The sequence below is a fragment of the Nonomuraea sp. NPDC002799 genome, from assembly GCF_053592075.1.
The window spans coordinates 76,503-94,212 of record NZ_JBSFVA010000002.1 but is presented as its reverse complement, the minus strand read 5'-3'; the positions used below and the strand labels follow the sequence as shown (position 1 = coordinate 94,212).

Below are 17,710 nucleotides of genomic sequence, written 5' to 3'. Positions count from 1 at the left end.
CCCGTGCAAGGATGGCACCCATGGCAGAGATCGTCGGCGGAGGACGTCCAGTCAACGACGCCGAGCGGCGCGTGATCGCCTACCTGCGCGACCACGCCCCCGCCGAGTGGCTGCTGCTGCACAACGTCGAGGTCCCGCGCGGCCATGACGTCTTCGAGGTGGACCTGCTCGTGCTCACCGGCCACTCGCTGGTCGTCGTCGACGTCAAGGGAACCCGGGGGCGCATCGAGGTGTCGGGCACCCGCTGGTTCCCGCCGCGCAGGGAGGCGTTCGGCTCTCCGGTGGCCAAGCTCCGGGGCACCGCGAAGGCGCTGAAGGGCCTGCTGGTGTCGAGGTCCACCCAGCTCGAACGGGTCTACGTCGACTGCCTGGTCGTCCTCACCTCGCCCGACGCCGTGCTCGTCGACCACGCCGGGCGCGACGCCGTCAACGTCACCGACCTGCCCGGCCTGCTGGCCACGCTGAGCGACGTCTCGCGGGTCAGGCGCGGGTGCAGCCCGGACGCGAAGCCGTACCTGACCGCGATCCTCGACGCGCTCAACCAGACGGTGCGGCGCAGCACCGCGCCGCCCAGGTTCGGCAACTGGGAGGTCGAGGAGCAGCTCGGCGGCGACACCAAGGTCACCGAATACCGCGCGTTCAACGTGACGCTGCCGGGCAGCGAGACCGTGTTGTTGCGGGTCTACCAGGCCGATCCGCTGGCCGACCACGAGTCGCGGGCGGCCGAGCGGCAGCGCATCGCCAACGCCTATCAGACGCTGATCAGGATCCCGCCGCATCCGTGCGTGGTGCGCTCGCGCGACTTCTTCGCCATCGACGACGAGAGCCGGTTCGTGCTGGTGCTCGACGACGTGCACGGGCAGGCGCTGCACCTGTCGCTGGGCGCCGGCGCCCGGCTGGGCGTGATCCAGGACCTGCTGCGCGGGCTGGCGCACGCGCACGCGCACGGCGTCGTCCACCGCGCGCTGACCCCCGCCTCGGTGCTGGTCACCGACGACGGGCACGCCGTGCTCTCCGGATTCGACTACGCCAAGCCGGGGCCGCGCAACTACACCGTGGCCCACGAGCTGGGCAACGTGCTCGACGCCCATTACGTGGCGCCGGAGTGCCAGGAGCGGCCCGACCGGATGACGACCTCCTCCGACGTCTACGCGGCCGGCGCCATCGCCTATCAGTTGCTCACCGGGCACCTTCCGACCAGCGCCGACGCGCACGGGCCCGACGTGCCGGAGGTGGTGCGCAGGATGCTCGACCACTCCCCCGCCAAGCGGCCGACCGCCGCTGAGGCGCTGCTCGTCCTGGAGACGCCGCCCGCGCGGCCGTCCAGGCTGAGCCGGCTCGTCCGTCGCATAGTGTCCGGCTCATGACCGTCACGCTGCGCCCGGCCGGGGAGAGCGACCTGCCCTTCTTGTACCGGCTCACCAGCGACCCCGAGAGCACGGGCGACTTCCAGTGGTACGGCTGGCAGGACCCGCACCGCCTGCGCAGGCGCTGGGAGGTCGACGGCCTGCTCGGCGACGAGGACGGCTTACTGATCATCGTGGCGGACGGCGACGACGCCGGCCTCGTGTCGTGGCGCAAGGCCTTCACCGGCAGGGTCGTCTACGGCTGGGCGATGGGGGTCATCGTGGCGCCGGAGTCGCGCGGCAAGGGCCACGGGACCGAGGCGCAGAAGCTGCTCGTGCGCTATCTGTTCGATCACTCGACGGTCAACCGGGTCGAGGCGACCACCGAGATCACCAACCTGGCCGAGCAGCGGGCGCTGGAGAAGGCCGGGTTCACCCGCGAGGGCGTCATGCGCGGCGCCGGCTTCCGCGCGGGCGAGTGGCACGACGGCGTGATGTACAGCGTGATCCGCTCCGACCTCAGCCCTCCTGCGTGATGGTGTCGAGGATGTCGATGACGTAGAGCAGCGGCTGCTCGCCCGGCGCGGGCACGGCGACGCGGCTGCCGACCCGACGCCCGACGAGCGCGGCCGGCCAGGCGTCGGGCACGAAGCCCGGCTTCAGCGTGAACGCGCTCGGCCCGCCCCGCCGGTACGACGAGTCCACGACCGTCCTCGACGGCCAGCTCGCCGCCACGTACTGGACGACCACCTTCGCGCCCGCCACGACGTCCCGGCCGGAGCCGTCGATGATCGTACGGGCCGGCGAGGACGGCGTGAGATCGCCGGGGACGGCCGGCAGGGTACGCCCGACGAGACGGGCGTCGGGCGGGTAGCCGCCCAGGATGTCGAAGACCAGCACCAGCGTGTCCGCCGGTGAGACGCCGGTCAGCGGCAGGTTGGGCCCCAGCGCCTCGGCGGCCGGGCTGACCAGCATGACCCGGCTGCCCGCCGCTCTGCCGATCAGCGACTGCCGCCAGGTCTCCGACACCTGCCTGCCGTCGAAGACGACCGTGGTGGGCTGGTTGCCGTCGTAGGTGTTCAGGTAGGGCTCGTTGCCGGTCCACCGGCGGATGTCGACGTCCGCGAGGACCACGTCGCCGGGCAGCGTGCGCCGCCCGCTGCCCACCGACAACACGGTGATGCGCGGCACCCGCCCGGGTTTGCCCTTGGGGATGGCGACGATCGGCTTGCTGCCGAACGTCCCGGTGACGATGGGTTGCGTGCCGTCCTCGGCGACGCCACACGAGGTGGCGAGCATGAGCAGGGCCGGCCAGATCAGACGCACGATTTCCTCCAGGGCGCAGGTCCGAAGGGGTTCTAGCCGCAAAGGCGGAAAGGAATGCTGCGGGGCTCGCCATCTCACGACAAAGGCGCGGGAGGATGGACGGGTGAGCAAGCCGAACCTGGCGCGAAGGGTCGCCGAGACAGCGGAGATCGCGCTGACCACGCGCAAGTACGTGACGTTCATCGACGTGGTGACGGGCCTGCGCTGGCTGCACTCCCGGCACGTGGACGTCTGGCGGCAGGGCCGGGCGGCCACGCTGGCCGAGCTGGCGGCCGTCGACGAGGAGCGCCTGCTCGCCGCGGCCGGCCTGCTGCGGGACTGGGCGCTGGCCAAGGGGCTGAGGCCGGTGGAGACGCCCTACGTGGCCGGCACCCGCGACCGCCGCGAGCTGCGCTTCATCTCCCACGACGGGCAGGACGCCTTCCGGGTGCACTGGCTCTCGCCGGACCTCAGCGAGGCCAGGGTGCGGCGGCTCACCGAGGCGCAGAGCAAGGCGCCCGACCTGGTGGCGGTGTCACCGCTGGACGCCTGGACGTGCGCCGGATGCGGCGACACCGGCCCCTACCTGATCATGGAGGACGACCGGCCGCACTGCCTGACGTGCGCCGATCTCGACCATCTGGCGTTCCTTCCGGCCGGCAACGCGGCGCTCAGCCGGCGGGCCAAGCAGGAGAGTGGCCTGGCCGCGGTGGTGGTGCGCTACAACCGGCGGCGCAAGGTCTACCAGCGCCTGGGCGTGCTGGTGGAGCAGGGCGCGCTGGAGGCGGCCGAGGAGCGCTGCCTGGCCGACGAGGAGCTGCGCCTGCGGCGCCGCGACCGCGATCGGGAGCGCCGGGCGGAGCAGGACGTGGAGTTCCAGGCCGCCATGGCGGCCGCGATCGCCCGGTTGTTCCCCGGCTGCCCCGAGAGCCGGGCCAAGGAGATCGCCGAGCACGCGGGATTGCGCGGCAGCGGCCGGGTCGGCAGGACGGCGGCGGCCAGGGCGCTCGACGAGAACGCCATCACCCTGGCCGTGATCGCCTCGATCCGGCACCTCGACACCGACTATGACAGTCTGCTCATGTCGGGTGTCCCCCGTATGGAGGCCCGCGACCGGATCAAGGACCGCATCGAGCGCAAGCTGGAGGAGTTCCGCCGATGAACGACTGGCACACCGTTCGCGATGAGCTGCGTGACTTCGCCCTCGGCCTGCCCGAGACGCATGAGGACCATCCGTGGGGCGAGACGGTCATCAAGGTCAACAAGAAGGTCTTCCTCTTCCTCGGCATGGACGAGCAGACCGAGAAGTGGCAGCCCTCCTTCAACGTGAAGCTGCTGTCGGGGGCGCACGGTCACGCGCTGACCGTCGAGGGGGCCGCGCCCAGCGGCTACGGGCTCGGCAAGGCGGGCTGGGTGACCGTGCCGTTCCTGTCGGAGCTGCCCGAGACCGAGGTGCTGCTCGAATGGGTGGAGGAGAGCTACCGGGCGATCGCCCCCAAGCGGGCGGTCAAGGAGCTCGACGGCCTCAGGTGACCGCGAGCCGCCTGGCGTACGCCTCCTCCCGCCAGAGCTCCTTGTCCAGCACCTCCAGCAGCGTGGTGGCCGCGTCGTAGACGTCGGTGTAGCCGATGTAGAGCGGCGCGAACCCGAACCGCAGGATGTCCGGCGCCCGGAAGTCGCCGTGCACGCCCCGGTCGATCAGCGCCCGCATGACGGGATAGCCGTCCGGGTGGCGGAAGCTCACCTGGCTGCCGCGCGCGGCCGGGTCGGCGGGCGAGGCCAGCTCCAGGGCGTCGCCGACCAGCTCGATGAAGAGCGAGGTCAGGGCCATGCTCTTGGCCCGCACGGCGGCCATCGGCACCTGCTCCCACACGTCGAGCGCGGCCTCCAGCGCCGCGAACGACAACACGTGCGGCGTGCTGACCGCGAAGCGCCGGATGCTCGGGGCCGGCCGGAAGTCCTGCTCGAACGCGAACGGCTCGGCGTGCCCGTTCCAGCCGGACAGGGCGTTCTCGGCGGTGGCGTGGTGGCGCGGGTTGACGTAGAGGAAGGCCGGCGCACCCGGGCCCGCGTTCAGGTACTTGTACGTGCAGCCGACCGCGAAGTCCGCCTGCGAGACGTCCACCTCCATGGCCCCCACGCTGTGGCACACGTCCCACACCATCAGCGCGCCCGCCTCGTGCACCCGCGCGGTGACCGACGGCACGTCGTGCCGGGCGCCGGTGCGGTAGTCCACCTCGGAGAGCAGCACCACCGCGGCGTCGTCGAAGCGCCCCTCGGCGAAGTCGCGCACCTCGTAGCCGCCGAGCAGCCGGGCCAGGCCCTGCACCATGTAGTGGTCGGTGGGGAAGTTCGTCACGTCGGAGACGATCACCCGGCGCTCCGGGCGCAGCCTGAGCGCGGCGGCCACCGCCTGGTAGATCGCGATCGAGGTCGTGTTGCCCGCGACGACCTGTCCCGGGCCCGCGCCGATCAGCGGCGCCAGCCGGTCGCCCACTGTCAGGGGCTGCTCGTACCAGCCGGCGTGGTTCCAGCCGCCGACGAGTTGCTCGCCCCATTCGTCCTCGACCGCCCGCCGGACCCGCTCCGCGGTACGGCGGGGCAGCGCCCCGAGGGAGTTGCCGACCAGGTAGACGACGCCCTCCGGCAGCACGAACTCGTCTTTGCGGGCCCGCAGCGGATCGGCGGCGTCGAGGGCGAGGTAGCGGTCACGGTCCAACGTTCACTCCTGTTGTGGCGGGATGGTCGCTATGACCCGGTTTATGCCATTCTGGTACGTACGTGCATACCAGTTCTGCACCGGGTCGTGCGCAGCGTCCAGCCGGAACCTGCCGCGCGGCCCGCCCAGCTCCCCCACCTCGGCCAGCTCCCGCGTCAGATCGCCGCCCCTGGCCAGGGCCGTGTCGATCAGCCGCATCGCGTCCCAGCTCTGCAGGGCCACCGTGGACGGGTTCCGGCCGGTCCTGGCCCGCCATCGGGCCACGAAGGCGATGTTGTCCGGGTTGTCCAGCGCGGGAGAGTACATGCCGACGCTCGTGATGCCCTCCGCGTCGGTGGTGACGGCCCGCAGCACGTCCTCGTCCGTGAGGTTCTGGCAGGCCAGCAGCCTGATCCTGGTGTCGTAGCCCAGTCGCTTGAACGCCGTGACGAACGCGGCCGCGTCGCCGCCGGCGTAGAAGGCGTACAGGAGCCGGGCCCGCGCGGGGATCTGCGCGAGGTACGGCTCCAGGTCGGCCTGCTGCCCGAACGGCGTGAGGATGCGCTTGAGCGGCTCGGCGCCGAAGCCCGCGGTGAAGCCGCTGAGCGTCTCCTCGCCCGCGGAGTAGTCGGAGGCCATGAGCACGACGCCCTGCCTGCCGTACGTCCGCGCGGCGTAGCGGCCGGCCGCGTAGCCGTGGGCGTAGTTGGTGTACGACACGCGGAAGACGTTCGGGCCGCCCAGCCCGTCGGCGCCCGCGTTGGCGATCACCACCGGCGTCGAGCCCGCGGCCTTGACCACCGACACGGCGACGGGCGAGGCGATCAGCCCGGTGATCACCTCCACGCCCTCGTCCCCGACGAGCCGCACGGCCTCCTTCTGGCCCTGCTCCGGGCTGCCGGTGTCGTCGGCCACGATCAGCTCGGCCGGCCTGCCGCCCAGGCGGCCTCCGTGGTCGTCCAGGTAGAGGCGCATGGCGGCCTCCATGTCGTCGCCGAGCACGGCGTACACGCCGGTCTGCGAGATGATCGCGCCGACCTTGACCAACGGGTGGTCCTCGTCGGGCGGCGGCAGCGAGCCACCGCAGCCGGCGACCATCAGCACGGCCAGGCCGACCACCGGCAGCCCCAGCACGGGAGCGCGCATGGGGAGCTCCCTTCAGCCCAGGAACGCCTCTGCGTCGGCTGCGAGCAGCCGCAGCGCGCGCTCGTGTGTACGTCGATGACCATTCAGCCCTTGCCGGGGTGGAGCGCGCCGCACCGGCCGCAGGTGCGGGCCTTCTCGTCGCCGTAGAACGCCTCGAAGACCGGCGGCAGGTCCTTGACGATGTCGCGCACCTGCAGCTCGACCTCGTGCACCTGATGGCCGCACTCGGCGCAGTACCACTGGAACCTCTCCAGCTCGCCCTCCGGCCGGATCCGTTCGATCACCAGCCCGACGGACCCTTCCTCCGGCCGCTGCGGCGAGTGCGGCAGGCGCGGCGGGAGCAACCACATCTGACCCTCGCGCACGTGCACGGTCTGCGGGCCGTCCTCGGTCATGACGTTCACGTGCATGTTGCCGCGTACCTGGTAGAACAGCTCCTCGTACGGATCCACGTGGAAGTCGGTCCTGGAGTTGGGCCCGCCGACCACCATCACGATGAAGTCGTCCGCCCCTTCGAAGACCACCTTGTTGCCGACGGGCGGCTTGAGCAGGTGAGCGTGCTCGTCGATCCACTTGGTGAAGTCAAGAGGGGGAATCATGATCGCTCCTGGGGATGATAGGCGACGGCCTGCATCTCGATGAGGAGGTGGGGATGCGGGAGCTGGTGCACCGCGACCGTCGCCCTGGTCGGCCCCTCCTCGTCGAAGAACTCGGCGTAGACCTCGTTATAGCCCTTGAAGTCGTTCATGTTCACCAAATATGTGGTGATTTGAACAAGATCGGCGAGGGATCCGCCGGCGGCCTTGAGAATGTCGCCGATGTTCTCGATGACCGCCCTGGTCTGGGCACGGATGTCCAGGTTCGTCGACCCGTGCTTGTCCACCTCCACGCCGACGAACGTGTCGTCCGGCCGCCGGGAGCTGGTGCCCGAGACATAGAGGAAGTCGCCGGCCCGCTTGACATGCGGAAAGCGGCCTCGGGGAGTTGCCTTGCCGGGCACGCGAAGAGCCTTGCCCCTTTCTCTCACTTCGAGAACACCGCCTGCACGGAGCCGAGTCCGTCGATGCGCGCCTCGAACACGTCTCCGGGACCCACGGGCACCACCGGGCCGAGCGCGCCGGTCAGCACCACGTCTCCGGCGCGCAGCGCGTAGCCGGTGGGGCCGAGCACGGAGGCCAGCCAGACGGCGGCGTTGAGCGGGTTGCCCAGGCACGCGGCCCCGGAGCCCGCCGACACCTCCTGCCCGTCGCGGGTCATCGTCATCCCGGCCGCGCGCAGGTCGGCCCCCGCCAGCGAGACGGGCGTGTTGCCCAGCACGAAGACCCCGGCCGAGGCGTTGTCCGCGATCGTGTCGGCCGGCGTGATGTCCCAGTCGGCGATCCGCGAGTCGGCGATCTCGATGGCGGGCAGCGCGAACTCCACCGCCCTGAGCACGTCGACCACGGTGAAGGGGCCGCCCGTCAGATCCTTGCCGAACACCAGCGCGACCTCCGCCTCCGCCTGCGGCTGCAGGAGCCCCTCCAGCGGGATGGGCAGGCCGTCGCAGTAGGACGCGTCGGCGAAGAGCATGCCGTAGTCGGGCTCGTCCATCCCGAAGCGCTGCCGCATCGCCGGGTTGGTCATGCCGATCTTCCGGCCGATCAGCCGCCGCCCCGCGTCCAGCGCCCGCCGGGTGTTGATCTCCTGTACGGCGTACCCGTCGGCCGCCGTGCTGACCAGGTCCCTGATCGGCGTACATGGTTTGCCGGAACGCGCTGCCTCGGCCAGCCGGTCGGCGGCCTGGGTCCGCGCGTCCACGGCTTGGGACCATTCGTCATGCATCGGGTTGCTCCAGTTTGATGGTGATCGTCGTGGGTTCAGAGTAGAAGTCGAGGGACTGGAGGCCGCCCTCCCTGCCGATCCCCGACAACTTCACGCCGCCGAACGGGGTCCGCAGGTCGCGCACGTACCAGGTGTTGACCCAGACGAGTCCGGCCTCCAGCCGCTGCGCCACGCGGTGGGCGCGGTCGAGGTTCGTGGTCCAGAGCGTGGCGGCCAGGCCGTACTCGCTGCCGTTGGCCAGGTCGACGGCTTCGGCCTCGCTGTCGAAGGGGGCGACGTGGCACACGGGACCGAAGATCTCCTCTCTGTTGAACCTCGACCATTCCGACAAGCCTGCCACCACCGTTGGTTCCACGAAATAACCGGAATCGCGATGATCACCGAACGCGGGGACACTGCCTCCTGTGAGCACCTTGGCTCCCTCCGAGCGGGCCAAGGCGTAATAGGAGAGCACCTTCTCGCGGTGCTCCGCGGAGATCATGGGCTGGGGCTCCACCGTCTGGGCGCGGACGGCGAGCCGGTCGCAGAACTCCTCGAAGATCGTCCGCTGCACGTACAGCCGCTCGGTGCACAGGCAGACCTGCCCGCCGTTGGTGAAGACCGACTTCACCGCGCCCTCGACCGCCCGGTCGAGATCGCAGTCCTCGAAGACCAGGCCGGCGTTCTTGCCGCCCAGCTCGAACGAGATCGGCTTGACCCGGTCGGCCACCGACTTCATGATCGCCGTGCCCGTGGCGGTGGACCCGGTGAACGTCACGGCGTCCACGCCCGGATGCTCGACCAGGAGCCGGCCGGCGGAACCGTGGCCGAAGATGATGTTGACGACGCCCGCGGGCAGCCCGGCGGCGGCGCAGATCTCCGCGAACACCGCGGCCGAGCCGGGCGTGTGCTCCGACGGCTTGACCACCACGGTGTTCCCCGACACCAGCGCCGGGGCGAGCTTCCAGGTCATGAGCAGGAACGGCAGGTTCCACGGGACGACCACCGCGACCACGCCGAGCGGCCGGCGCACGGTGTAGCTGAGCACCCCCGACAGGTGGAAGGCGTCGTCGGGGCGCTGGGCGGCGATCTCGGCGAAGGCGCGGAAGTTGGCGATGCCGCGGGGGATGTCGAGCGTACGGGTCTGGTCGAGCGGCTTGCCCGTGTCGGCGATCTCGGCCGCCACCAGGTCGTCGAAGCGCTCCTCCACCCCTTCCGCCAGGCGCCGCATCCACCCGGCGCGCTCGCCGACGGGCATCGCCGCCCAGTCGCGCGCCGCCTCCCTGGCCGCGCGCACCGCCCTGTCGACGATCTCGGGATCGGCCTCGTAGGCCTGCCTGACCACCGCGCCCGTCACCGGGTCGTGGACGGGGAACACCTTCCCCGCGGCCACCGGCTCGCCACCGATGAAATGGGTCAGCACGACACTCTCCTCATCTCCCCTGTATAGATCGTGAAGTGATCGGCGGACAACAGGGACTCCCGGGACACGGAACCCTCGATCGCATCGTCTCCCTCGAACGCGGCACGCGCCATGAGCGATGCTGGTGAACATGCACACGCGCGTAGACCAGATCACCGCCCACGACGGCTCCTTCGACGTCAACCTGTGGCTGCCCGACAACGACGGCGGCCCGGGGCTCCTGCTGATCCAGGAGATCTACGGCGTCGGGCCCTACATCGAGAAGGTCGCGGTGGAGCTGGCCGCGCGCGGTTACGTGGTGGCCGCGCCCGACCTGTTCTGGCGGCTGCGCCCGCGCTGGCTGGGCGAGCACACCCCGGAGGGCACGGCGGCGGCGATCGCCCTGGCCGACGGCTTCGACTTCGCGCAGGGCGTGGCCGACTGCGCGCTCACCGTCGCCCATCTGAGCGCCCTGCCTCAGGTGCGCGGCGGTGCCGGCGCCCTCGGATTCTGCCTGGGCGGCTCCCTCGGCTACATGCTCGCCACCCAGGTCGAGCTGGGCGCGGTGTTGTCCTTCTACGGCTCCGCCGTACCGGACGCGACGGGCCTCATGGAGCGCATCTCGGCGCCGCTCCTGCTGGTCTTCGGCGGCAGCGACCCCTACATCCCGCGCGACCGGGTGGCCGTCGTCGAGCAGGCCGCCCGGTCCAGGCCGAACGTGGTCACGCACGTCGAGGAGGCGGCCGGGCACGCCTTCCACAACAGCGAGTCACCGATGTTCCATGAGCCGGGGGCGGCGGAGCGTGCCTGGCAGGTGGCGCTCGGCTTCCTGGACGAGCATCTGCCCGTCCGCCCGTGACCCCGCGCGCCCCCTGGAGACCTGTCCGAATGGACAGCTTCCGGTACCCCTAGATCAACGCCATCATCGTCTTATGGCGCGGACGTGGGAATTGTGGGGAAACGTCATTATTGCTGGTACCTTTGCGCTCCCCCTGGCCTGGCCGGCCATCGTGCTCCTCTTCCGCCACCGCTCTCGCGGCGGCCATCCCGCGCCTCTGCGCACCTCGATCGCCGACATCGGCATCGTGGCCGGGACCGCTCCGTGGATCTGGATGATCCTGACGCCGTCCAGCGGTCAGAGCGGAGTCGTTCTCGTTCCGTTCAGCGATCTCGCGGACCTGCTCTGGGCGCCATGGCAGGAGGTGTCGGTGCAGGTGGGAGGCAACCTGCTGGTGTTCGCCGCGCTCGGGGCGCTGCTGCCGGTACGCAGTGCCCGCTTGTCCTCCACCGCCCGCGTTGCGGCCATCGCGGCGGCCTTTTCGGTCCTGGTCGAAGTGCTCCAGCACGCCCTGCACCTGGGCCGTCTCTCCTCCGTCGACGACGTCATCCTCAACACAGCGGGGGCGGCGCTCGCCGGTCTGGTTACTCGCCGCTGGTGGGCCGGTCGGGTACCGGCCAGGACCGTTCCACGGTAACGGCCCGCTAAAACACTGCGGAATTCACCACATAGGCACGATCCGCTCAAAATCTGCCCGCGACCATCGCCTGTATCTGTGCGATCGTGGACAAGACGGGGCAAGTTCTCTGGAGACGCCAGAACCTGGTTGGTGACAGAGGGTGATCATAACGTGTCTGAATCCCCGGTACCCCATGAACCCCCTATCTATCGACGCATCGCCGACGGCCTCCGCGCCCGGATTCTCTCCGGCGAACTGCGCGACGGGGACCGACTACCGGGCGAGAACGCACTGATGGCCGACTACGCAATCGCACGAGCCACCGCCAGGCAGGCGCTTGCCGTACTGATCAATGAAGGGCTGGCGGTACCCAAACGAGGTTCGGGGGTTTATGTGCGGCTGTTCAAACCGATACGCAGGCACGGCTCGCGCCGCCTGTCACGAGAGCAGTGGGGTCAGGGGCGGGCCATCTGGGACGCCGACACGCGCGGCAGGCCCTTCACGGTGGACCGGATGGAGGTGGTGCTGGAGCGAGCCACCGAGGACGTGGCCGCGGTGCTCGACAGCGGTGAGGTCTGGGTGCGCCGGCGCCGCTACTCGGTGGACGCCAGACCCGTGCAACTGGCCACGTCCTACTTCCCCGCCCACCTGGTGGAGGGCAGCGCGATCACCCTCGCCGACACCGGGCCCGGCGGCGTCTACGCCAGGCTCGGCGACCTGGGGCTGCCCCCGGCCCACTTCACCGAGGAGGTGCGGGCCCGCATGCCCGGGCCGCGCGAGAGCGCGCTGCTCGATCTGCCGGGCGGTACACCGGTGATCGTCATCGCGCGGACCGCGTACACGGCGGGCGGGATGCCGATCGAGGTCAACGAGATGGTGCTGGACTCGGCCGCATACGTACTCCAGTACGACTTCGACGCGTAGTTCAACCCGATCTGTCAAGCGATAGGTTGACCTGTCCATCACGATCATTGAATTCTCTAGAGAGGTACCGCATCGTCGAAGGAGATGGAACCTCGCCTGGGGGCCCGGGAAAGGTGGACAGCGATGTCCTTTGATCGGCATCTTGCCGAGATCGCCCGGGAGTACCCCCAGTGGACCATCTGGCGGAGCGACGCGGGCCGCTGGTGGGCCACGCGGCACCATCCGCTGAGCGCGGCGCAGCGCGACGCCGGATGTGCGATGACCATCGATGCGGACGACCCGGACGGTCTGCGCGACCATCTCCGGGACCAGGAGAGAAGGGCCGGCGAGCAGCACCAGTGGCGCGCCGGTCCCGCACCGTCGTGACGCAGGCCGTGGGCGTGTTCCGCGGCAGGCGTCCCCCAAGCAGCCCGGTGCCGGGTCCAGCGTCTCGGCGGCCCCGGTACCGGGCCCCCAAGCAGGAGGGGCCACGATCGCGGAAGCCTCCGACCCTATCGGGGGCGGGGGCTTCCGCCCCGAACGGTCGCGTGATCGCGGCGGCGGTGCCCGGACGTGACGGAAACCCACGCCGTCGCGGCCGGTCACTCGATCGTGCGTCCCTCCTGGACGTCCTGCCGGCGGGCTCAGCCCGGCCTGACGGTCAGCACCGGCCATCGCGTCTCACTCACCACGAGGCCAGATCTATCTGGCGGCCGGGACACGAAAGAGCCCCCGCCGGCGGCGAAGGCTCTTTCGTGCGTGAGTTACTTGCGAATCTCGGACAGCCGGACGAGGGTCACGTCGGTGTCGTCGGACAGGCTCCGTCCCTGCGGGGGCGCGTCCTCACGTCCCTGAGCGGGCGCGTCCTCAGGGTCCTGGGCGGGCGCGTCCCCAAGTCCCTCAGCGGGCGCGTCCCCAAGTCTCTGGGTGGGCGCGTCTTCAAGTCCCTGATCGGGCGTGTTCTCGAATCCCTGGGTGGGCGCGTCCTCGGACTGGCCGCGCGTCTGCTCGGGCGCGTCGCCGGAGGCGTCCGGGGCGTGCCGCGGCCGGTCGTCCTCGTCGAGGATGACCCGCACGTCCTCCTGGGGCGCGACCGGGGGCATGGCGGAGTCGGGGACCAGCGACCCGGCCGCCGACTCGGTGCGCATGAGGTCGCCGAGCACCGAGCCGATCTCCGTCAGCCGCCGCACGACCTCGGTGTGCGTGTTGCTCAGGTAGTCGACCCTGCGGCCGGCCTGCTCGTCGAGCACGGCGGTGCGCTGGCGCGCGTTGGTGAGCATCGACTCGGCCTCCGCTGAAGCCTGCGACACGAGCTGCTCGGCCTGCGTGTGAGCGCCCTGCAGGAGCTGCTCCGACTCCGACTGCGCGGCCGCGAAGACCCGCTCGGCCTCGGTCCGCGACTCGCGCAGGACGTCCTCCGCCTCGGTGCGGGCGGAGGTGAGCTGCTCCTCCGCGTCCGCGCCGGCCTGGGCCAGCATCCGCTCCGCCGCCTGCGTCGCCTCGCCGACCCGCCGCTCGGCCTCCGACTGCGCGGAGGTGAGGATCTTGTCGGAGGTCTCACGGGAGGACGACACGAGCCGCTCGGCCTCCGTCTTGGCCGCCTCGCGCACGCTGGCGGCCTCGGCCACCGCGTCCTCCCTGTTGGCCGTGGCCTCCTCCTCGCCGAGGCGCAGGATCTGGGCGAGCCTGGGGCTGAGGTCCTCGTAGCTCTGCGGCGTCTCGACCATGCGCCGCCTGGCCTCGGCCAGCTCGACGCGGCCCTGCTCCGCCTGGTCGATCGCCCGTGCCAGCCGCTCTTCCAGATCTCTCACTTGGTTACGGGTCCGGATCATGTAGTCGTGGACCTGGCGGCGGTTGTAGCCGCGCATCACGACTTCGAAGGTGTCCTCTTGCATCAGATCGGGAATGCTCTCGTGCTGGTTTGTCATGGGGGTTACCTAAAGGTGGTTTGCGTGCGGCGGGGGAAAGCTGCGGGTTGTGAGGGTCTGACAGCGAGACGTCAGGAAACGACTTTCCTGCCATCTGCCCACGTCCGCAACCCGAACGCCATACCCGGACCGGGAATTACGATGTCTCGAATGTACATAGCAGCGTTGGACAACGGAGCAGTCCCCGACATACATCCCGAGTCGTACATCGCGCCGACCGCCGTCGTCGTCGGCGACGTACGCGTGGGCCGGGCGTCCAGCATCTGGTACGGCTCCGTTCTCCGGGGGGACGATGAGCGGATCGAGGTCGGCGAGGAGTGCAACGTACAGGATCTGTGCTGCCTGCACGCCGACGCCGGCGAGCCGGCGACCCTGGAGGACCGGGTCAGCCTGGGCCACAAGGCCATGGTGCACGGCGCCCATGTGGAGTCCGGCGCGTTGATCGGCATCGGCGCGATCGTGCTCGGCGGCGCCCGCGTCGGAGCCGGCACGCTGGTGGCGGCCGGCGCGCTCGTCGGCCCGGGCAAGAAGATCCCGTCCGGCGTGCTGGTCGCCGGCGTGCCCGGGAAGATCGTGCGCGAGCTCACCGACGACGACCGGGCCTCCTTCGCCCGCACGCCGGACACCTACCAGGCCAAGGCGCTCAGGCACCGGCAGGCGTCATCGCTTTGATCAGGACCTCGTCCGACACCGAGGCGTTGTTGAGCGGATCGGCGTACTCCGGCAGCTCCGGCCGCAGGAAACGGACGAAGTCGACGGTCAGCTTGACGTCGGGCCGGCCCTTGACCTGCTTGGCGTTGCCCTTCGTCGCGTCCTTCGCGAGGGCGTTGTAGCTCTCCCAATCGGAATAGGCGGTGACACCCCATTGCAGAACGTCGGGCAGGGTCGAGGGCCAGCGCTGGGCGACCTTCCACATTCCGTCGTCCTCCTTGTACAGCGCGACGAAGACGCGGCCCACCCTGGCCAGGACGAGGTCCACCCAGCCGGCCTTGACGGCCAGCTCCACCGGTTTGGAGCTGCCGTCCGCGGTGTACTTGGCCTCGACCTGGCCGCTCTTCTCCGCGGTGCCGGTGGTGACCGACACCCAGTTGGGCTTGGCGTACGAGCCGGGCTGCCTGGCCATCAGCCCGCCCAGGGAGAACTTCCGCTTGGGCAGGCCGCCCTTCTTGCCCTCGACCTTGACCCGCGCGTGCATGACGATGTCGCCGGCCAGCTCCTGATACACGAAGGGCCCCCGGAAGCCGTCGAACCACGCCGACGTGTTGGGCTCCAGGTACATCGAGCCCTTGGCGGTCTTGTTCACGTCGTACTTGCTGAGCCTGTCGACGTCCTTCTCGGTCTTGCTGAGCTTGGTCCACATGGACAGGTCGGTCGTCTCGGCGAACTCGGTCGAGGCCGCGCCGACCTCACCGCCCGGCCTTGGCGGCGTGGCGTTGGCGAGGGTGAGCACGCCCGCTCCCGTGGGAGAGGGTGGTGCCGCCGTAGTCGTGCCGCACCCGGCGAGCACGCTTACGACCGCCAACGTCCCTGCTACCTTCGCCCTCATAGCGGTCATTCTGCCGTGAAATGCCGATGGATGATCCGAATACGCCCAGTACGATGACGGCCGTGCGACCCTGGGATGCGTTCACCGCCACCGAGGCGGAGGTCCGCGCGATGGTCGCGGACCCGCGGTGGCAGGGCCTCTCCGTGCCCGATCGCGCCCACGTCCTGGCCGCCAGAATGCTCGTGACCTCCGACGGCGATCGGTGGCTCTTCGGCGCGCACGCGCGCTGGCACCTGCACGATCCCGCCGACGGCCGCTGGCATCTGGCGCCGCCGCCGAGGGGGACGCGGGCGCGCCAGGGCCGGCACGCCGCGGCCGCGCTCCCCGACGCCGTGGTGCCGGACGGCTTCGACTTCCACGCCGAGCCCGGCTCCACCCAGGCGTTCATCGGCCCCGACGTCTCCGAGGCACTCACCGAGCGGCTCAGAGTGTCGCTGCGGGCCGCCGGGCGCAAGTCGGAGCTGGACTATCCGCTGACCGCCTTCGACCAGATCTTCGCCTCCGACGTCCCGAGCACGGTGGCCGCCATGTGGGGGACGATCATGTGGTGCGCGTACGCGCCCGCCTTCGACGGCAACGAGCGGATGATCACCATCTTCGGCGAATACCTGCGCCGCTCGCTGCCCGGCGACGAATGGGTGCGCTGGCTGCCCGCGCCGCCGCTGCTCGACCTCGTCACGCTCGTGGCCGAGCGCTCGCGGGCCGGTCAGACGCGCCAGGCGCTCAGGCTCGCCGCCGTGATGGCGGACACCGCGCAGATCCTGATGTCCGACATCCGCTTCAGGCCACGGGCGCTCGCGCTGCTTACGATGGTCGAGCCCGTGCTACGCCGCCCGGAGCTCGGCGAAGCGCACCAGGACGACGAGGCGATGCGCCGGACGTGGCTGGCGCGCTGCCCGTCGCGCCTGTGCCGGGCCCTGCTCGTGGAGAACGACCCCGAGGCGCATTTCGCCCACTCCGTCTACGACCTGGTCGAGGCGCTGGCCTTCACGCCCGATCCGCGGCGGGCGGCGGCCACGTTCCTGGCCGATCTGTCCGACTCCAGGAAGACGTTGCCCGGCCGGCTCGACCACCGGCTGCGGCCGGTCTACGCGGAGCTGGAGCGGGCGGGGCTGACCGGCACCTCGGCGGCCGAGTCGACGCAGCCGGAGGGCTTTCCCGTACAGGCTCGTCCGGATGAGGCGCCCGCGGCTGCCACACCGGTGCTGGAGCCGCCGGATCGGGGCGGGGCCGCGGCGGTGCTGGGCGCCGCGTACGCCATGGGTCTGGCATGGGGTCGCCTGACGGGGGCGAAGGTGCCGGAACGGGGGCTGGCGGGACAGTCGGCGCTCGTCCGCAAGATCGTCCATGAACGCGACGATGACCACACATGGCACACCTAACGCACTAATACCTCTATTTCACCATAACCCCTCCCATATCGTTCCAATCGGCGAGCGACTGCAAATTCGCTGAATTGTGATCTCGGATTCGGGAAATGATCCCACTGGGGCCCTGGGGCGCGGAAAGGAATGACTCCGATGGGCCATGTCGCCGGAAGGGCCCTGCGCCGTAACCTCGTAGAGGGTGTGGGCTGCGGAAGGAAGGACGACGCGGTGGGGCACGACGACCTGGACTCTCGGGTCCACGACCGTGTCGCGTTGGACGAGATTGCGCTCTACGCCGAGGTGCTCACGGCCGTGGCTGTCAGCGAGCGGCGGCTGACCTTGGACGAACTCGACGACGCGCTCGGATTGCGGACTTCGGCGAGCCGCTGAAGACCATCAACGATTACTAGCCCCGGGGACCTAGTTCCCGACTCCAAAGGGGTCAGGAACGACGGTTTCCGGGGTTTCACATAACTAGTCAATGCGCACCGGCTACCGCTATGAGCGGACGAGGCGCGCGATGGCCGCCGACGCCTCCTTGACCTTCGCCTCGGCCTCCGGCCCGCCCGTGTTGATCGCCTCGGCGACGCAGTGCGAGATGTGCTCCTCCAGCAGCCCCAGCGCCACCGCCTGCAACGCGCGCGTGGCCGCGGAGACCTGGGTGAGCACGTCGATGCAGTAGGCGTCGTCCTCGACCATGCGCTGCAGGCCCCGGATCTGTCCTTCGATTCGCCTGAGGCGCGTCAGATAGGCCTGCTTGTCTCCGCTGTACCCATGCATGCTTCTACGGTACCCGTAACCCGTATAGGGAG

21 protein-coding genes are annotated in these 17,710 nt (G+C 70.3%); 11 read left to right on the top strand and 10 right to left on the bottom strand.

Features of this window, described 5'->3' with window-relative positions; all coding sequences use genetic code 11:
- Positions 1-20: 20 nt before the first annotated feature.
- Both mads6 and ACWD0F_RS04355 read left to right on the top strand, forming a co-directional pair.
- Complete coding sequence (gene mads6 / locus ACWD0F_RS04360; protein ID WP_449872476.1) at positions 21-1,367, top strand: methylation-associated defense system protein kinase MAD6; 1,347 nt, start codon at positions 21-23, stop codon at positions 1,365-1,367.
- Positions 1,364-1,882, top strand: a complete 519-nt coding sequence (locus ACWD0F_RS04355) for a GNAT family N-acetyltransferase (RefSeq protein ID WP_449872475.1) — start codon at positions 1,364-1,366, stop codon at positions 1,880-1,882. Before mads6 ends, ACWD0F_RS04355 begins: the two co-directional genes overlap by 4 nt.
- Here ACWD0F_RS04355 and ACWD0F_RS04350 read toward each other — a convergent pair.
- Entirely contained in the window at positions 1,866-2,672 is an 807-nt protein-coding gene (locus ACWD0F_RS04350; RefSeq protein ID WP_449872474.1) for an FKBP-type peptidyl-prolyl cis-trans isomerase, read from the bottom strand. The genes ACWD0F_RS04355 and ACWD0F_RS04350 overlap by 17 nt on opposite strands.
- Positions 2,673-2,775: 103 nt before the next feature.
- Between ACWD0F_RS04350 and ACWD0F_RS04345 the strand changes: the two genes are divergently transcribed.
- Entirely contained in the window at positions 2,776-3,813 is a 1,038-nt protein-coding gene (locus tag ACWD0F_RS04345; protein WP_449872473.1) for a DUF2293 domain-containing protein, read from the top strand.
- The gene (locus ACWD0F_RS04340; protein WP_449872472.1) at positions 3,810-4,184 is read left to right on the top strand and encodes an MmcQ/YjbR family DNA-binding protein; all 375 of its coding nucleotides are present in this window, start codon (positions 3,810-3,812) and stop codon (positions 4,182-4,184) included. Before ACWD0F_RS04345 ends, ACWD0F_RS04340 begins: the two co-directional genes overlap by 4 nt.
- Here the strand turns inward: ACWD0F_RS04340 and kynU are convergent.
- The 6 genes from kynU to ACWD0F_RS04310 all read right to left on the bottom strand — a co-directional run bounded on the left by kynU (position 4,177) and on the right by ACWD0F_RS04310 (position 9,718).
- Positions 4,177-5,370 (bottom strand): kynureninase, encoded by a 1,194-nt coding sequence (gene kynU, locus ACWD0F_RS04335; protein ID WP_449872471.1) that lies wholly within the window; start codon positions 5,368-5,370, stop codon positions 4,177-4,179. The two genes, ACWD0F_RS04340 and kynU, sit on opposite strands and share 8 nt — an antisense overlap.
- 3 nt (positions 5,371-5,373) lie before the next feature.
- On the bottom strand, positions 5,374-6,495 hold the full coding sequence (locus ACWD0F_RS04330; protein WP_449872470.1) for an ABC transporter substrate-binding protein: 1,122 nt from the start codon (positions 6,493-6,495) through the stop codon (positions 5,374-5,376).
- Between the two features lie 83 nt (positions 6,496-6,578).
- Positions 6,579-7,094 carry a 3-hydroxyanthranilate 3,4-dioxygenase gene (locus tag ACWD0F_RS04325; RefSeq protein ID WP_449872469.1) on the bottom strand — a complete coding sequence of 172 codons (516 nt, stop codon included), beginning with the start codon at positions 7,092-7,094 and terminating at the stop codon, positions 6,579-6,581.
- A complete protein-coding gene (locus ACWD0F_RS04320) occupies positions 7,091-7,495 on the bottom strand; it encodes a RidA family protein (RefSeq protein ID WP_449872468.1) in 405 nt (134 codons plus the stop codon). The genes ACWD0F_RS04325 and ACWD0F_RS04320 overlap by 4 nt, the downstream gene beginning before the upstream one ends.
- Before the next feature lie 23 nt (positions 7,496-7,518).
- Positions 7,519-8,316, bottom strand: coding sequence for a 2-keto-4-pentenoate hydratase (locus ACWD0F_RS04315; RefSeq protein ID WP_449872467.1), 798 nt, complete (start codon positions 8,314-8,316; stop codon positions 7,519-7,521).
- Entirely contained in the window at positions 8,309-9,718 is a 1,410-nt protein-coding gene (locus ACWD0F_RS04310) for an aldehyde dehydrogenase family protein (RefSeq protein WP_449872466.1), read from the bottom strand. Before ACWD0F_RS04310 ends, ACWD0F_RS04315 begins: the two co-directional genes overlap by 8 nt.
- A gap of 130 nt (positions 9,719-9,848) precedes the next feature.
- On the opposite strand from ACWD0F_RS04310, the gene ACWD0F_RS04305 reads away from it, so the two are divergent.
- From ACWD0F_RS04305 to ACWD0F_RS04290, 4 genes are all read left to right on the top strand, one after another.
- Entirely contained in the window at positions 9,849-10,556 is a 708-nt protein-coding gene (locus ACWD0F_RS04305) for a dienelactone hydrolase family protein (protein WP_449872465.1), read from the top strand.
- A gap of 73 nt (positions 10,557-10,629) precedes the next feature.
- Complete coding sequence (locus ACWD0F_RS04300; protein ID WP_449872464.1) at positions 10,630-11,172, top strand: VanZ family protein; 543 nt, start codon at positions 10,630-10,632, stop codon at positions 11,170-11,172.
- 153 nt (positions 11,173-11,325) lie between these two features.
- On the top strand, positions 11,326-12,078 hold the full coding sequence (locus tag ACWD0F_RS04295) for a GntR family transcriptional regulator (protein WP_449872463.1): 753 nt from the start codon (positions 11,326-11,328) through the stop codon (positions 12,076-12,078).
- Positions 12,079-12,201: 123 nt separating this feature from the next.
- Entirely contained in the window at positions 12,202-12,444 is a 243-nt protein-coding gene (locus tag ACWD0F_RS04290; RefSeq protein ID WP_449872462.1) for a hypothetical protein, read from the top strand.
- Between the two features lie 377 nt (positions 12,445-12,821).
- Here the strand turns inward: ACWD0F_RS04290 and ACWD0F_RS04285 are convergent, their stop codons facing one another.
- Positions 12,822-13,985: a hypothetical protein gene (locus ACWD0F_RS04285; protein WP_449872461.1), complete on the bottom strand. Its 1,164-nt coding sequence runs from the start codon at positions 13,983-13,985 to the stop codon at positions 12,822-12,824.
- A 150-nt stretch (positions 13,986-14,135) separates the two neighbouring features.
- On the opposite strand from ACWD0F_RS04285, the gene ACWD0F_RS04280 reads away from it, so the two are divergent.
- Positions 14,136-14,657 (top strand): gamma carbonic anhydrase family protein, encoded by a 522-nt coding sequence (locus ACWD0F_RS04280; protein WP_449872460.1) that lies wholly within the window; start codon positions 14,136-14,138, stop codon positions 14,655-14,657.
- Here the strand turns inward: ACWD0F_RS04280 and ACWD0F_RS04275 are convergent.
- The gene (locus ACWD0F_RS04275) at positions 14,629-15,435 is read right to left on the bottom strand and encodes a hypothetical protein (protein WP_449872459.1); all 807 of its coding nucleotides are present in this window, start codon (positions 15,433-15,435) and stop codon (positions 14,629-14,631) included. The genes ACWD0F_RS04280 and ACWD0F_RS04275 overlap by 29 nt on opposite strands.
- A gap of 149 nt (positions 15,436-15,584) precedes the next feature.
- Here ACWD0F_RS04275 and ACWD0F_RS04270 point away from each other — a divergent pair, with 149 nt between their 5' ends.
- Both ACWD0F_RS04270 and ACWD0F_RS04265 read left to right on the top strand, forming a co-directional pair.
- Complete coding sequence (locus ACWD0F_RS04270) at positions 15,585-16,913, top strand: hypothetical protein (RefSeq protein WP_449872458.1); 1,329 nt, start codon at positions 15,585-15,587, stop codon at positions 16,911-16,913.
- A 138-nt stretch (positions 16,914-17,051) separates the two neighbouring features.
- Positions 17,052-17,288, top strand: a complete 237-nt coding sequence (locus tag ACWD0F_RS04265; protein WP_449872457.1) for a hypothetical protein — start codon at positions 17,052-17,054, stop codon at positions 17,286-17,288.
- Between the two features lie 108 nt (positions 17,289-17,396).
- Here ACWD0F_RS04265 and ACWD0F_RS04260 read toward each other — a convergent pair whose 3' ends face one another.
- The gene (locus ACWD0F_RS04260; RefSeq protein ID WP_449872456.1) at positions 17,397-17,678 is read right to left on the bottom strand and encodes a metal-sensitive transcriptional regulator; all 282 of its coding nucleotides are present in this window, start codon (positions 17,676-17,678) and stop codon (positions 17,397-17,399) included.
- Between the last annotated feature and the right edge of the window lie 32 nt (positions 17,679-17,710).

Coding starts and splice junctions, on each gene's coding strand:
- mads6 (WP_449872476.1), top strand. CDS start 21: ATGGCAGAGATCGTCGGCGGAGGACGTCCAGTCAACGACGCCGAGCGG.
- ACWD0F_RS04355 (WP_449872475.1), top strand. CDS start 1,364: ATGACCGTCACGCTGCGCCCGGCCGGGGAGAGCGACCTGCCCTTCTTG.
- ACWD0F_RS04340 (WP_449872472.1), top strand. CDS start 3,810: ATGAACGACTGGCACACCGTTCGCGATGAGCTGCGTGACTTCGCCCTC.
- ACWD0F_RS04330 (WP_449872470.1), bottom strand. CDS start 6,495: ATGCGCGCTCCCGTGCTGGGGCTGCCGGTGGTCGGCCTGGCCGTGCTG.
- ACWD0F_RS04325 (WP_449872469.1), bottom strand. CDS start 7,094: ATGATTCCCCCTCTTGACTTCACCAAGTGGATCGACGAGCACGCTCAC.
- ACWD0F_RS04315 (WP_449872467.1), bottom strand. CDS start 8,316: ATGCATGACGAATGGTCCCAAGCCGTGGACGCGCGGACCCAGGCCGCC.
- ACWD0F_RS04305 (WP_449872465.1), top strand. CDS start 9,849: ATGCACACGCGCGTAGACCAGATCACCGCCCACGACGGCTCCTTCGAC.
- ACWD0F_RS04300 (WP_449872464.1), top strand. CDS start 10,630: ATGGCGCGGACGTGGGAATTGTGGGGAAACGTCATTATTGCTGGTACC.
- ACWD0F_RS04290 (WP_449872462.1), top strand. CDS start 12,202: ATGTCCTTTGATCGGCATCTTGCCGAGATCGCCCGGGAGTACCCCCAG.
- ACWD0F_RS04285 (WP_449872461.1), bottom strand. CDS start 13,985: ATGACAAACCAGCACGAGAGCATTCCCGATCTGATGCAAGAGGACACC.
- ACWD0F_RS04280 (WP_449872460.1), top strand. CDS start 14,136: ATGTACATAGCAGCGTTGGACAACGGAGCAGTCCCCGACATACATCCC.
- ACWD0F_RS04270 (WP_449872458.1), top strand. CDS start 15,585: ATGACGGCCGTGCGACCCTGGGATGCGTTCACCGCCACCGAGGCGGAG.
- ACWD0F_RS04265 (WP_449872457.1), top strand. CDS start 17,052: ATGGGCCATGTCGCCGGAAGGGCCCTGCGCCGTAACCTCGTAGAGGGT.
- ACWD0F_RS04260 (WP_449872456.1), bottom strand. CDS start 17,678: ATGCATGGGTACAGCGGAGACAAGCAGGCCTATCTGACGCGCCTCAGG.